Annotated in this window: 13 protein-coding genes; 6 read left to right on the forward strand and 7 right to left on the reverse strand. The window is 63.1% G+C overall.

Features of this window, described 5'->3' with window-relative positions; translation table 11 throughout:
- The first annotated feature begins 17 nt into the window (after positions 1-17).
- Complete coding sequence (locus KJQ96_RS31950) at positions 18-677, forward strand: aldolase (RefSeq protein WP_213290333.1); 660 nt, start codon at positions 18-20, stop codon at positions 675-677.
- 82 nt (positions 678-759) lie between these two features.
- On the opposite strand, the gene KJQ96_RS31955 is transcribed toward KJQ96_RS31950, so the two are convergent.
- From KJQ96_RS31955 to KJQ96_RS31980, 6 genes are all read right to left on the reverse strand, one after another.
- Positions 760-1464, reverse strand: coding sequence for an ABC transporter ATP-binding protein (locus KJQ96_RS31955; RefSeq protein WP_213290334.1), 705 nt, complete (start codon positions 1462-1464; stop codon positions 760-762).
- Positions 1448-2179 (reverse strand): ABC transporter ATP-binding protein, encoded by a 732-nt coding sequence (locus tag KJQ96_RS31960; RefSeq protein WP_028350038.1) that lies wholly within the window; start codon positions 2177-2179, stop codon positions 1448-1450. Before KJQ96_RS31960 ends, KJQ96_RS31955 begins: the two co-directional genes overlap by 17 nt.
- Entirely contained in the window at positions 2176-3183 is a 1008-nt protein-coding gene (locus tag KJQ96_RS31965; protein ID WP_213290335.1) for a branched-chain amino acid ABC transporter permease, read from the reverse strand. The genes KJQ96_RS31960 and KJQ96_RS31965 overlap by 4 nt, the downstream gene beginning before the upstream one ends.
- Positions 3183-4061 carry a branched-chain amino acid ABC transporter permease gene (locus KJQ96_RS31970; protein WP_213290336.1) on the reverse strand — a complete coding sequence of 293 codons (879 nt, stop codon included), beginning with the start codon at positions 4059-4061 and terminating at the stop codon, positions 3183-3185. The genes KJQ96_RS31965 and KJQ96_RS31970 overlap by 1 nt, the downstream gene beginning before the upstream one ends.
- 203 nt (positions 4062-4264) lie before the next feature.
- Positions 4265-5515 carry an ABC transporter substrate-binding protein gene (locus KJQ96_RS31975; RefSeq protein WP_213290337.1) on the reverse strand — a complete coding sequence of 417 codons (1251 nt, stop codon included), beginning with the start codon at positions 5513-5515 and terminating at the stop codon, positions 4265-4267.
- A gap of 82 nt (positions 5516-5597) precedes the next feature.
- Positions 5598-6419, reverse strand: coding sequence for a putative hydro-lyase (locus KJQ96_RS31980; protein WP_213290338.1), 822 nt, complete (start codon positions 6417-6419; stop codon positions 5598-5600).
- 120 nt (positions 6420-6539) lie between these two features.
- On the opposite strand from KJQ96_RS31980, the gene KJQ96_RS31985 reads away from it, so the two are divergent.
- The 3 genes from KJQ96_RS31985 to KJQ96_RS31995 are packed head-to-tail and all read left to right on the forward strand — an operon-like array spanning position 6540 to position 9711.
- Positions 6540-7457: a LysR family transcriptional regulator gene (locus tag KJQ96_RS31985; protein ID WP_213290339.1), complete on the forward strand. Its 918-nt coding sequence runs from the start codon at positions 6540-6542 to the stop codon at positions 7455-7457.
- A 60-nt stretch (positions 7458-7517) separates the two neighbouring features.
- Complete coding sequence (locus KJQ96_RS31990) at positions 7518-8768, forward strand: Zn-dependent hydrolase (protein ID WP_213290340.1); 1251 nt, start codon at positions 7518-7520, stop codon at positions 8766-8768.
- Between the two features lie 25 nt (positions 8769-8793).
- The gene (locus KJQ96_RS31995) at positions 8794-9711 is read left to right on the forward strand and encodes an NAD(P)-dependent oxidoreductase (protein ID WP_213290341.1); all 918 of its coding nucleotides are present in this window, start codon (positions 8794-8796) and stop codon (positions 9709-9711) included.
- 316 nt (positions 9712-10027) lie between these two features.
- Here KJQ96_RS31995 and KJQ96_RS32000 read toward each other — a convergent pair whose 3' ends face one another.
- Positions 10028-11107, reverse strand: coding sequence for a tartrate dehydrogenase (locus tag KJQ96_RS32000; RefSeq protein ID WP_213290342.1), 1080 nt, complete (start codon positions 11105-11107; stop codon positions 10028-10030).
- 174 nt (positions 11108-11281) lie between these two features.
- Between KJQ96_RS32000 and KJQ96_RS32005 the strand changes: the two genes are divergently transcribed.
- Together KJQ96_RS32005 and KJQ96_RS32010 are read left to right on the forward strand one after the other, a co-directional pair.
- Complete coding sequence (locus tag KJQ96_RS32005; protein WP_213290343.1) at positions 11282-12058, forward strand: SDR family oxidoreductase; 777 nt, start codon at positions 11282-11284, stop codon at positions 12056-12058.
- Between the two features lie 69 nt (positions 12059-12127).
- Positions 12128-13600: an amidase family protein gene (locus tag KJQ96_RS32010; protein ID WP_213290344.1), complete on the forward strand. Its 1473-nt coding sequence runs from the start codon at positions 12128-12130 to the stop codon at positions 13598-13600.
- The last annotated feature ends 27 nt before the right edge of the window (positions 13601-13627 follow it).

Consider the following 13627-nt stretch of genomic DNA (forward strand, 5'->3'; position numbering starts at 1 on the left):
GGAAAAGAGGTCGGTCCATGAGCGAAACAAGGCTCCGCGAGGAAATCTGCCGCTTCGGCCGCTCGCTGTTCGAGCGCGGGCTGACGCCGGGCTCCTCCGGCAACATCAGCGTAAAGCTCGACGACGGCGGCTGGCTGGTGACGCCGACCAACGCCTCGCTCGGCTTCCTCGATCCGGCCCGAATGTCGCGGCTCGGACCCGACGGACGGCTGGTATCCGGCGACGCGCCTACTAAGGAAGTGCCGCTGCACACCGCCCTCTACCAGACCCGCGGCGCGGCACGCGCCGTCGTGCATCTGCACTCGACCCATTCGGTGGCGCTGTCGATGCTGCCCGAGATCGACCCCCGCGCCGCGCTGCCGCCGATGACGGCCTATTACGTGATGAAATGCGGCCACACCGCGCTGCTGCCGTACTACCGCCCCGGCGATCCGGCCGTCGCCGATGCCATCAAGGGGCTGGCCGGGAAGTACGCCTCCGTGCTGCTCGCCAATCACGGCCCGGTGGTGTCGGGCGATACGCTCGAAGCGGCGGTGTTCGCGATGGAGGAACTGGAAGAGACGGCGAGGCTCTACCTTCTGCTGCGCGGGCTGAACCCAAGATATCTGTCGCCGGCGCAGGTGGAGGATTTGACGAAGACGTTTGGGCTGACGCTGCCGGAGCATGGGCACTCGTAGGATGGGTAGAGTGAAGCGAAACCCATCATCTCTCCGCGCAATAAATTGATGGGTTTCGCTTCGCTCTACCCATCCTACGGCATCACAGCCCCAGATACGCCTTCCGAACATCCGGATTGACGCTGATCTCGGCGGCACTTCCCTGCATCAGCACGCGGCCGGTTTGCAGGATGTAGGCGCGGTCGGCGATTTCCAGGCATTCGGACATGCGCTGTTCGACGATCAGCACGGTCATGCCGGCGTCGCGGATGCGTTTTACGGCCTGGAAGATTTCATCGACCAGCTTTGGCATGATGCCCTGCGACGGCTCGTCGAGCATGAGTAGCCGCGGGCGCGTCATCAGCGCGCGGCCGATGGCCAGCATCTGCTGCTCGCCGCCGCTTAGCGTTTCGGCGCGCTGCTCGAGGCGTTCCTGCAGGCGAGGAAACAGCTTGAAGACGAGATCAAGCGGTGCCTCGCGATCGGACTGGCTACGAAAAAGATAGCTGCCGAGCCTTAAATTGTCGCGCACCGAGAGGCGCGGAAACAGCCGGCGGTTTTCCGGCACATAGGCGATGCCGCGCGAGGTGATGATGTGCTGCGCCATGCCGTCGATGCGGGTGCCGTCGAACGTTACGGTGCCGGAGCGAGGTCGCTCGGCGCCGGCAATCGATTTCAGCAGCGTCGACTTGCCGGCGCCGTTGGCGCCAGCAACGCAAACGATTTCGCCCTTTGCCACCTCGATCGAGACTGCCGAGATCGCGACCAGCCCCTGATAGGCGGTGGTGACTTCATGCACCGACAGCATGACGGTCTCCCAGATAGGCGGTGATGACTTTCGGGTCGCGAACCACGTCGGCAGGCTTGCCCTCGACCAGCACCTTGCCGAGATCGAGCACGATGGCGCGGTCGACCAGCGGCATCACGATTTCCATGACGTGCTCGACCATCAGCACGGTGACGCCGGTGTCGCGCACCTTGCGCACCAGCTCGACGCCGGTCTTGGCCTCGACGGGCGTAAGCCCCGTGAGCACTTCGTCGAGCAGCAGCAGTTTTGGTTCGGTCGCGAGCGCACGGGCAACTTCGAGCCGGCGCTTTTCGGACGGGACGAGATCGCTGGCGAGCACATTGGCGCGCGGGGCAAGGCCACAGAACTCCAGCACCTCATGCGCCTTGCGCCGCGCGTCGCGCATCACCGTGGTGCGGACCAGCGCGCCGACGATGACGTTGTCGATCACGGTCATGGTCTCAAAACTTTTCACGACCTGGAAGGTGCGGCCGATACCGCGCTGGCAGCGTTCCGCCGCCGGCAGCGCGGTGACATCCTCGCCGTCAAAGATGATCGAGCCTTGCGTCGGCGGCAGCACGCCCGCGATCAGGTTGAACAGCGTCGACTTGCCGGCGCCGTTCGGGCCGATCAGGCCGACAATCTCGCCGCGTCCGACCGAAATCGACACGTCGCTGTTGGCGATCAGGCCGCCAAAACGCTGCCAGACGCCGCGGGTTTCCAGAAGAGGCGTCATCGGACAGCCTCCTTGCGCTTGGGCGCAAACACTCCGGCAAGGCCCTTGAACGAGAACAGGCCGATCAGCCCCTGCGGCCGCGCCAGCGAGATTGCAATGATCAGGCCGCCATAGACGATGAGGTCGACACCGCGGCCGGACCCACCGACATAGGACCGCGTCAATTCGGTGAGCGGGATCAGGATGACAGCGCCCAGCATCGGGCCCCACAGCGTGCCGATGCCGCCGAGCACCGCGGGCAACGCCATCAGCAGCGAGAACTGAAAGCCCATGACGCTCTCGGGATCGATAAAGTAGACAAACTGCGCATAGAAGCTGCCGCCGATTGCGACCAGGAACGCCGATACCGCCGCCGCGCCCATCTTGGAATTGAACACGTCGACGCCGAGGCTTTCAGCGGCTTCCGGATTGTCCTTCACCGCGCGCCACCAATAGCCCCATTTGGAATCCTCCAGCCACCAGGTGACGAACCAGGCGACGCAAGCCAGCGCCAGCGCGAAGTAAAAATATGGCAGCTTGCTGCGTGGGAACTGGAATTTCAGCCAGCTATCGCCACGCGCCGGGATTTCGATGCCCATCGCAGCACCAGCCCAATCCCAGTTGTGGAACAGCAGCAGCCCGATCTCGGCAATGACGATGGTGGCGATGACGAAGTAGTGCCCGCGCAGCCGGAAGCAGGGATAGCCGAGCGCCATCGCGATGAGCGCGGAGATCACGCCGCCGCCGAGCATGCCGAACCATGGCAACACGCCGAATTTGGTAAACAGCAGCGCGGTGGTATAGGCGCCAAGCCCGAAGTAGAGCGCGTGGCCGAGCGAGATCTGCCCGCAATAGCCGGAAAGGATATTCCAGCTTTGCGACAACGCACCCCACATCAGCGTCAGCACCATGATGTTCTGGACGTAAACGTCTTTGACGAACAGCGGGACGGTAGCCGCAATCGCGGCGAGAACAACAGCGACGAGGAGGTCGCGGCGGCGGCGTTCTGCGAAAGCGGTATCCATCACATCGATCCGAACAGGCCGCGCGGCCGGATAAAAACCACAAGGAGATAGACGGCATAGATGCCGACCGCCTTGAGCGACGGCGGCAGCAACATTGCGGTCGTGGCCTCGACGAGGCCGACGATGATGCCGCCGGCGAAGGCGCCGAACACGCTGCCGAAGCCGCCGAGCGCCACCGTCACATAGGCAATCAGCGCAAACGAGGCGCCGACATCGGGATAGATGTAAAAGAAGATCGCCATGACCGCGCCGGCGAGGCCAACCAGCGCCGCGCCGAGGCCCCAGCCCAGCGCAAACACCTTGTTCTTGTCGATGCCGACCAGCGCCACCGCGCCGGCATCCTCGCGGGTCGCTTCCAGTGCGCGGCCGAAATCGGTGCGGTTGATGAAGAGATAGAGCGCGCCGAACGCTGCAATCGCCACCAGGGCGCCGATCAGTTGCGGCACCGGCAGGTAGATCCCGGCGACCGAGACAGTTTTGCCGCCGAGCCAGGAATGGGTGACGCTGCGATAATCCGGCGTGAAAAAATACTGCGCCAGGCCGCGCATGACGATGGCCAAACCGAATGTCGAGAAGATCTGCACCATGCCGGCATTGGCTTTCGCACGCACCGCAAAGCGCACAATCAACAGATAGACGACGGCTCCGAACACGAACAGGGCGGCAGCGACCAGCGGCGCCGACAGCAAGGGATCGATCGCAAAGAACACGAACAGGAAGAACGTCGCGTACATCGCGATCATCAGGAACTCGCCGTGCGCGAAGTTCACAACGTCCATCAGCCCGAAGATCAGCGCGAGGCCGACGGCGATAAGGCCGTAAAGCAGGCCCATGAGCAGGCCGCTCGCCAGGCTTTGAATGATGGTTTCGGCGGTCATCGGGATATCCCCATCGCAGGTCGTCCCTGCCTAGTGCGCAATCGCGCACAGGCGCAGGGACCATAACCACCGGAGTCGCATTTGAAAGCAGGACGTGAGGCCACGATGAAACTGATGCTCCTCGGCGTATGGGTCCCTGCTCCGCGCGCAACCGCGCACTAGGCAGGGACGACGCTGTGCTTGTGATGTCTGTCCAGAGGGCGTCAGCCTTTTTTCATCGGCCAGACGGCTTCGGCGATGGCGGCCTGCGGCGGGAAGATGGTGACGAACTTGCCGCCGATATATTGCAGCAGCACCGGGTCGGCGTCGTTGTTTTGGCCCAGCTCGTCGAACTTGACGCGCTTCCAGGGCATGACGGTCTGCTCGCCCGGGATGTTCGTGGCGACCAGCGCCTCGCGGATCTTCTCGCCGTCGGTCGACTTGGCGCGGTTGATGGCGTCCGCCATCACCAGCAAGCCCATGAACTGGCGCGAGGTGAGATCGTTAAAATCCTTACCCGACTTCTCCTTGAACATGGCGTTGATCTTGCCGACCATCGGCCGCTTGGCGGCGAGATCGAGCGAGAAGCTGCCGCGCGAGATCACGCCTTCGAGCTTGTCGCCGACCGCATCATACAGTGCCTTTTCGGAGAAACCGGCGTTCTGCGCCACGATCGCGTTCGGCTTGTAGCCGAGCTCGGCCATGGTCTTGACCAGCAAGATACCATCGGTGGTGTAGCTCGAGGGCATCAGCACGTCGGCATTCGCCGTCTTGAGCTGCTGCACTTCCGCCGACAAGGACGGAGAGTTGGAGCGGTACTTGATGTCGGAGATGACCTTGTAGCCACGCTCGGAGGCCAGCTTGAGCTGGGTGTTGGCGGAGTCGGTGCCGAAGATGGTATCCTCATGGAACAGCGCCAGCGTATCGATCTTGGTGCCCTTCTTCTTCATCGCATCGAAGAAGTTGAACATCGCTGCCGAGAACATCTCGTCATGCGGCGCGGCGCGGAAATAGAATTTGAGGCCGCGCTTGTGCAGGCTCGGCGAGGAATTGTCTGCCGAGATAAACGGGACCTGGTAACGCTCGCAGATCTGGCTGACGGTGACCGCAACCGCGCTCTGATAGGTGCCGATGACGGCGCAGACTTTTTCCTGGGTGATCAGACGTTCGGTCTCGGCGCGGCCCTTCTGCGGGTCGGCCTGATGGTCGGCGAAGACGAGGCGGATCTTGGCGCCGCCGAGGCCGGGCAATCCCTCACCCTTCGCCAGCGGCAAATCGAAATCGTGGTTCTTGTTGATGATGTCGAGCGCAGTCTCGAACGACTTCTGGGCGTCGACGCCCATCTGCGCGCTGGCGCCGGAGAACGGATAGATCACGCCGATCACCACTTCGGACGTTTGGGCGCGGGCGGCGATCGGGCCGAGCGCAGCGGCAGCACTAGCTCCAAGCAAGACGTTACGGCGCGTGATGTTCATGGCGATATCCTTTGTGGGTCGGCAACTATCGATGAAACGGGCGAAGGGTACGGTAAAGCCTCAATGAGCAGCACGGGCTGCATCAAAGCACGGCAAGCGCTTTGTTCCTGAGATCAGTCACCAGCATCAATCCGGGCGCATGCGTAATCGCAAACGGCACCTTGGCGGCTGCGATCACCGATTGCGGCGTCACGCCGCAAGCCCAGAACACCGGAATTTCGTCGGCCTCCACCGGCACCGGATCCCCGTAGTCGGGTTTGGCGAGGTCGGCGATGCCGATCGATTGCGGAAGACCGATGTGGACCGGCGCACCGTGCACCGACGGAAAACGCGAGGTGATCTGTATCGCGCGTATCGCATCCGCCGGCTTGAACGGCCGCATCGTCACCACCATCGGCCCGGCAAACGGACCAGCGGGGCTGCAGGCGATATTGGTGCGGAACATCGGCACGCGCACATCGCGCTCGATATGGCGGATCGGGAGACCTTCCTCCAGCAGCGCCTCTTCGAAGGAGAACGAGCAGCCCAGCACGAAGGCGACGAGATCATCGCGCCAGTGCGCCATGATGTCGGTCGGCTCCTCGACGATTTCGCCGTCGCGCCAGATGCGATAGCGCGGCAGGTCGGTGCGGATATCGAGATCGAGGCCGAGCGCGGGAATGCGGGGATCGCCGACGTCGGACATGCCAATGATCGGGCATGGTTTGGGATTGAGTTGACAGAACCGGTGAAACGCGGCCGCTAGCTTCTCGGGCAGGATCGCAAGATTGCCCTGGACGAAGCCGTTGGCCACACCCGCTGTGTGAGTAGCCATACCGTTGCGGCAGGCATGCCGGGCTGCCACGCTGGGCGATAAATCTGGCCTATCGCGGCCCGCAGTTTCCGTCCTCGCAAAGCCGGTCATCGTTGTCCCCGCTTCCATTCTTATCGACATCTACTCCCGCATATGGCTATGATAATGTCTAATCGTCTTTTCTAATCAAGTTCAATAAATAGCAATTATCAACCTGCGGGCTGAGGGTGCATGACTGATTTCAAGGCAATTGAGACTTTCATGTGGGTGGTGACGCTTGGCAGCTTTCGCGGCGCGGCCCAGAAGCTGAACACGACTCAGCCGGCGATTTCGCAACGGATCGCCCAGCTCGAGCGCGAAGTCGGCGTGAAGCTCTTGCAGCGCGACCGTCGCATGGTGCTGCCGACGCCGAGCGGACGGCAATTGATGGTTTATGCCGAGAAGCTGATCGGGCTACGCTCGGAAATGCTCGCTGTGGTCGGCGATCGCTCGGCGATGCGCGGCGTGCTGCGGCTCGGTGTCGCCGAAACCATCGTGCACACCTGGCTGCCGCAACTGATCAAGAGCGTCAACTACGCCTACCCCAACCTCTCGCTCGAGATCGAGGTCGACATCACCTCGAATTTGCGCAACCGGCTGTTGGCGCAGGAGATCGAACTCGCGTTCGTGCTCGGGCCGCTGACGGCGCCGATGGTCAACAACCGGGCACTCTGCGATTATCCCGTGGGCTTTACGGCCAGCCCCTCGCTCGGCCTCGGCAAACAGGAACTGACGCTGCACGACCTGGCGAAGTTCCCCATCATCACGTTTTCGCGCCGTACCCAGCCCTATGAAATCGTGCGCTCCCTGTTCAACCGCCCTGACCTGCCGCCGATACGGCTGCATGCCAGCGCCTCGCTCGCAACCGTCATCCACATGGCGATCGAAGGTCTCGGCATCGCCCTGATACCGACCGCGATTGTCGAGGACGACATGGCAAACGGGCGGCTACAATTGCTGTCGACCAATCTGCAATTGGCGCCGCTGACGTTCTCGGCAAGCTGGCTCGCCTCCCCCGATACGGTCGCGGTGGAGCGCGTAGTCGAACTTGCGGCCAGCCTGGCGCGAGGAGGCGTCATTGTTGACGCGCCGCCGCAGGCGCGTCATTGAAAATAACCGAACAAGAATGAACAAGCGCGCCGCCTGCCAGCGGACCTTCCGGAACAGTGCATGACCAAAATCGCTTCCAACCTGCAAATCGATTCCGCCCGGCTATGGGGCACGATTCACGAAACCGCCAAATTCGGCGCGACACCGAAAGGCGGCGTGCGGCGGCTGACGCTCGGGCCTGAAGACAAGCAGGTACGCGACTGGTTCCGCGAGCGGTGCGAGGCCGCCGGGCTGGAAGTGCATGTTGATGCGCTCGGCTCGATGTTCGGCCTGCGCAAAGGACGCGACATGTCGAAGGCGCCGGTTGGGCTCGGCTCGCATCTCGATACCCAGCCGACCGGCGGCAAATATGATGGCGTGCTCGGCACGCTGGCGGCGCTGGAGGTGGTGCGTACGCTCAACGATGCCGGCATCGAGACCGAAACGCCGATCTGCATCTGCAACTGGACCAACGAGGAAGGCTCGCGGTTCGCGCCGGCGATGATGGCATCAGCCGCCTATGTCGGCGATTTCACCACCGACGACATCCTGTCGCGCAAGGACGCCGAGGGCGTCACGGTGGCGGAGGCGCTCGACAGCATCGGCTATCGCGGTGACGCGCCGGTGGGTCGCCAAAAATTCTCTGGCTTCGTCGAGCTGCATATCGAACAGGGGCCGATCCTGGAGGCCGAGAACAAGACCATCGGCGTGGTCGATTCCGGCCAGGGAGTTCTGTGGTACGACGGCAAGATCACCGGCTTCGAGAGCCACGCCGGCTCGACCCCGATGCCGCTGCGCCGCGACGCGCTGGCGACGCTGTCAGAAATCGTGCTGGCGATGGAGGCAATCGCCAAGAAGCACGGGCCGAAGGCCGTTGGAACCGTCGGCGAAGCCGTGATCGCCAACCCCTCGCGCAACGTTATCCCGGGCGAGATCGCCTTCACGGTGGATTGCCGCAGCGCGGATGCTGCCATCATGGACGCGCTGGACAGGGATTTGCGCGCGGCGATCGCCGAGATCGCGGCGCGGCGCAAGGTCGATGTCCAGTTCGACCTGATCTGGCGCAAGCCGCCGACCCATTTCGATCCCAAGCTGGTGGACGCGGTGGAGAACGCCGCAAAAATGCTCGGCTATTCGCATCGCCGCATCACCTCAGGTGCCGGCCACGACGCCTGCAACCTCAACACCGTGATGCCGGCCGCCATGGTGTTCGTGCCCTGCAAGGACGGCATCAGCCACAACGAGCTCGAGGACGCCACCCAAGCCGATTGCGCGGCGGGCGCCAACGTGGTGATGCATACCGTGCTGGCGCTTGCCGGCGTCGCGTCCTGACAATCAAGAAACGAGGGGGAAAGCTGTGCGCGGAGTTTTCGTCGACGCAAATGAATCGCTGGCCGTGATCTTCGAAAGGCTGCACCAGCCCGGCGATCCCGAGGTGCTGATCCACCGGGATCCCGATATCACCTCGGATCAATATCCCAAGATACTCGACGGCGCCGAGATCGCGATCGTCGATCACACTGCGCTGCCGACCGACATCGCGAAGAAATGCACAGGGCTGAAGCACGTGGTGTTTCTCGGCACCGGCGCACGCAGCTACATGAATCCGGAAGAACTCGCCGAACTCGGGATCCAGGTGCACCTGATCAAGGGCTATGGCGACACGGCGGTCGCCGAATGTGCTGTAGCGCTGATGTGGGAAGGCGCGCGCGGACTTGCGAAAATGGATCGCGGTATCCGCGCCGGCAATTGGCTGCGCGACGACGGCATGCAACTGACCGGCAAGACGCTCGGCCTGATCGGCTTTGGCGGCATCGCCGCGGAAGTGGCGCGGATCGCGATCGGCTCGGGCATGCGCGTCGTCGCCTGGAACCGGTCGCCCAAGAAGCATCCGAAGGTCGAATTCGTCGATCTCGACGAACTCTTGACCGAGAGCGACGTCGTCTCGATCCATCTGTTGCTCAACGACGAAACGCGTGGATTGATCTCGCGTGCCTGCATCGAGGCGATGAAACCCGGCGTCATCCTGATCAACACCGCGCGCGGCGCCATCGTCGATGAGGAAGCGATGATCGAGGCGCTGAAATCGGGCCAGATCCGCCATGCCGGCCTCGACGTCTTCAACATCGAACCGCTGCCGGCCGATCATCCGCTGACCAAACTGCCGAACGTGACGCTGTCGGCGCATTCGGCGTTCCGCACGCCAGAAGCGAGCGAGAATCTGATGCGCGCGGCGTGGGAACACTGCCGAAGAATTCTTGTTAAGGGGAAATAACCTTCCGTCGTCCCGGGCAAGCGAAGCGCGACCCGGGACCCATAACCACTGATGGCTATGTCGCGCCGGGCTTGAGCCACAGCCGAGTTCAACAATGAACGGCTGTGGTTATGGGTCCCTGCGTTCGCAGGGACGACGGAATAGAGGCGAGAACCCCTCAACTTGTCGCCCCTGCGAAAGCAGGGGCCCATAACCACCGGCTTTCGTTGTGTGATAAGGTGTCTGCTACCGCGCCTCCTCGATAGATCACGCGGTATGGGTCCCTGCGCCGAGTGCGCGATTGCGCACGGAGGCAGGGACGACGACAGTCACACGCCTAGTCCACCATCTCCGCCACTGCTTTGCCGCACGCCACCGTATCCGCGTTGCCGCCGAGATCGCGCGTGCGTAGGGTGCGCTCGCCCAGCGTGCGCTCGATGGCGCCGACGATGGACTCCGCCGCCTGCTTCTCGCCGAGATGCTCCAGCATCATCGCGCCGGACCAGATCATGCCGATGGGGTTGGCAATGCCCTGCCCGGCAATATCGGGCGCCGACCCGTGCACGGGTTCGAACACGGACGGGAAATTGCCTTCCGGGTTGATGTTGCCGGATGGCGCGATGCCGATGGTGCCGGTGCAGGCGGGGCCGAGATCGGAGAGAATGTCGCCGAACAGGTTGGAGCCGACCACGACGTCGAACCAGTCCGGATGCAGCACGAAATTCGCGGTCAAGATATCGATGTGATACTTGTCCCACTTCACGCCTGGATATTTCTTCGCCATCGCCTCCACGCGCTCGTCCCAATAGGGCATCGTGATCGAGATGCCGTTGGACTTGGTCGCCGAGGTCAGGTGCTTCTTCGGCCGCGACTGCGCCAGATCGAACGCGAATTTCAGGATGCGGTCGACGCCGGTGCGCGTCATGACGGTCTGTTGCGTGACGAATTCACGGTCGGTATCGGGGAACATGCGGCCGCCGACGGAGGAATACTCGCCCTCGGTGTTCTCGCGCACCACCCAGAAATCGATATCGCCAGGCTTGCGGTTGGCGAGCGGTGACGGCACGCCTGGCATCAGCCGCACCGGGCGCAGGTTGACGTACTGATCGAACTCGCGCCTGAACTTGATCAGCGAGCCCCACAGCGAAACGTGATCGGGGATTTTCGCGGGCCAGCCGACCGCGCCGAAATAGATCGCATCATGCTTGCCGATCTGTGCCTTCCAGTCCTCCGGCATCATCTCGCCGTGCTTTTCGTAATAGTCCCAGGACGCGAAATCGAAATGATCGAAGTGCACGGAAACGCCGTGTTTTTTCGCCGCCGCCTCCAGCACGCGCAGGCCTTCGGGGATCACCTCCTTGCCGATGCCGTCACCGGGAATGACCGCGATCCGATACTGCTTTTTGGCGCTGCTCATCGAGAGTTTCCTTGTTGTCTTGCCCGGCCGTTAATGCCGGTTATGCGATTGTCTTGCAATGGACCAATCCTGCCTGCCGCGCAACGCTGCACTGCAGTGTTGACCGAGACGGCGCCCGCCGCTTACCAATTTCGCTGACCGTCTTCCACCCTCCTCTCACCACACGAGAATCCCATGGACCTGCATCTCCGCGGCAAGCGCGTCCTGATCACCGGCGCCTCCAAGGGCATCGGCGCGGCCGCGGCCGAAGCCTTTGCCGAAGAAGGCTGCGACGTTATGTTGGCCGCCCGCAGCGGCGAGCAGTTGAAAGCGCTGACGGAGCGGCTGCGCTCGGCGCACCAGATCGGCGCGACCGCCCATGTCGTCGACTTGCGCAAGGGCGAGGATATCGCAAGGCTTGCGAAAGAAGCCGCTGATATTGACATTCTCGTCAACAATGCCGGCGACATCCCCGGCGGCTCGATCGACAAGATCGACGAGGCGACATGGCGCCACGCCTGGGAGCTGAAGGTGTTCGGCTACATCAATCTCACCCGCGCGATCTACGCGCAGATGAAGGCGCGTGGCGGCGGCGTTATCGTCAACGACATTGGCGCTGCCGGCGAAAAGTTCGACGCCAATTACATCTGCGGCAGCGCCGGCAACGCTGCGCTGATGGCATTCACCCGCGCGCTCGGAGGAAAAAGCCTCGCCGACAATATCCGCGTGGTCGGCATCAATCCCGGCCCCGTCGGCACTGACCGCCATGTGACGCTCCTGAAGACGCGGGCGAAGAACCAGTTCGGCGACGAGAACCGCTACAAGGAATTCCAGAAGAACATGCCGCTCGGCCGCCCCGCGCTTGCGCGCGAGATCGGCGACCTCATGGCGTTCCTGGCGTCGGACCGCTCGGGATATACGTCGGGGGTGATCTTTACCGTGGATGGCGGATATACGGCGGGCTGGGGTTAGGTCGCGCTGCACCGTCATGCATTATCTTCGGTCGGCCACTACTTCCATGCGTTTCCACTTTGCCGGAAAATGTTCTACAGCACGATCCGCGATCGAAAAAGCCGAAGCAGGAGTATCGAAGTGGCTGATCAGGGGCTGGTGCGTGAGACGGCGGTTGCCATTGTCGGCAAGCTGAAATCGGGCGAAGTCACCCCGCTCGACCTGCTCGACGTGCTGGAAAAGCGCATCGCCGAGGTCGACGGCAAAGTCAACGCGCTGCCGACGCTGTGCTTCGATCGCGCCCGCAAGCACGCCACCGCTCTGATGCAGAAGCCCGTCGCTGAACGCGGCCTGCTCGCCGGTCTTCCGATCCCGATCAAGGACCTCACCAATGTCGCCGGCGTCCTGACCACGCAGGGCTCGCCGATCTACAGGGACAACATTCCGGCGAAGTCAGATATTCTGGTCGAGCATCTCGAAAACAATGGCGGCGTGATCTACGCCAAGTCGAACACGCCGGAATTTGGCGCCGGCGCCAACACCTTCAACGAAGTGTTCGGCCCGACGCGCAACCCTTTCGACACGTCACGCTCCGCCGCCGGCTCCTCAGGCGGCGCGGCGGTCGCGCTCGCGACCGGCACGGCCTGGCTGGCGCACGGCTCCGACATGGGCGGTAGCCTACGCAATCCCGCGAGCTTCTGCGGCATCGTCGGATTGCGGCCAAGCATCGGCCGCGTCGCGCATACCCCAATCGCCGCCATCGATCGCAATCTCGGCGTCCAGGGCCCGATGGCGCGCAATGTCGAAGACGTCGCGTTGCTGCTCGATGCCATGAGCGGCGAGCACCCCGCCGATCCGCTGTCGCTTCCGGTGCTGCCGAATTCGTTTCTCGCAGCCGTCCGCTCCGGCAACAAGCCGAAGCGCGTCGCCTATTCGCCCGATCTCGGCATCACGCCGGTCGACGCGGAAGTCGCCGCCGTCACCCGCACGGCGGCGCAGCGCTTTGCGGAGCTAGGGGTCATCGTCGAAGAGGCTCATCCCGATTTGCGCGAGGCCCACGAATGCTTTCATGTGCTGCGCGCGTTCGACTTCGCGCTGTCCAAGGCGGCGCTGCTGCGCACGAAGCGCGACCTGCTCAAGCCCGAGGTGATCTGGAATATCGAGGAAGGCCTGAAGCTGACGGTCGAGCAGATCGAACGCGCCGAGGCGCAGCGCGTCGCGATGACCGCGCGCACGCTGGAATTTTTCGAAAAATACGATCTATTGCTCGCCCCTGCCACGATCGTGCCGCCCTTCCCGGTGGAAAACCGCTACGTCGCTGAATGTGCCGGCAAGAAGTTCGACAATTACGTCGAATGGCTCGGCATCGTCTACGCGATTACGCTGGTGTGCTGTCCTGCGCTGTCGTTGCCGTGCGGCTTCACGGCCTCGGGCCTTCCGGTTGGGCTGCAGGTGGTCGCGCCGCCGCGCGGCGAAGCGCAGTTGCTTGCCGGAGCCAAGGTGCTGGAGGATATTCTCGGCGTGCGCGGCACGACGCCGATCGATCCGAGGGCACTGAGGTAAACCAGGCGCGCTTGCCGATGAGGGGCC

The sequence above is a fragment of the Bradyrhizobium sp. sGM-13 genome (genome assembly GCF_018398875.1).
Lineage (GTDB): Bacteria > Pseudomonadota > Alphaproteobacteria > Rhizobiales > Xanthobacteraceae > Bradyrhizobium.

Coding starts and splice junctions, on each gene's coding strand:
- KJQ96_RS31950 (WP_213290333.1), top strand. CDS start 18: ATGAGCGAAACAAGGCTCCGCGAGGAAATCTGCCGCTTCGGCCGCTCG.
- KJQ96_RS31955 (WP_213290334.1), bottom strand. CDS start 1,464: ATGCTGTCGGTGCATGAAGTCACCACCGCCTATCAGGGGCTGGTCGCG.
- KJQ96_RS31960 (WP_028350038.1), bottom strand. CDS start 2,179: ATGACGCCTCTTCTGGAAACCCGCGGCGTCTGGCAGCGTTTTGGCGGC.
- KJQ96_RS31965 (WP_213290335.1), bottom strand. CDS start 3,183: ATGGATACCGCTTTCGCAGAACGCCGCCGCCGCGACCTCCTCGTCGCT.
- KJQ96_RS31970 (WP_213290336.1), bottom strand. CDS start 4,061: ATGACCGCCGAAACCATCATTCAAAGCCTGGCGAGCGGCCTGCTCATG.
- KJQ96_RS31975 (WP_213290337.1), bottom strand. CDS start 5,515: ATGAACATCACGCGCCGTAACGTCTTGCTTGGAGCTAGTGCTGCCGCT.
- KJQ96_RS31980 (WP_213290338.1), bottom strand. CDS start 6,419: ATGACCGGCTTTGCGAGGACGGAAACTGCGGGCCGCGATAGGCCAGAT.
- KJQ96_RS31985 (WP_213290339.1), top strand. CDS start 6,540: ATGACTGATTTCAAGGCAATTGAGACTTTCATGTGGGTGGTGACGCTT.
- KJQ96_RS31990 (WP_213290340.1), top strand. CDS start 7,518: ATGACCAAAATCGCTTCCAACCTGCAAATCGATTCCGCCCGGCTATGG.
- KJQ96_RS32000 (WP_213290342.1), bottom strand. CDS start 11,107: ATGAGCAGCGCCAAAAAGCAGTATCGGATCGCGGTCATTCCCGGTGAC.
- KJQ96_RS32005 (WP_213290343.1), top strand. CDS start 11,282: ATGGACCTGCATCTCCGCGGCAAGCGCGTCCTGATCACCGGCGCCTCC.
- KJQ96_RS32010 (WP_213290344.1), top strand. CDS start 12,128: ATGTTCTACAGCACGATCCGCGATCGAAAAAGCCGAAGCAGGAGTATC.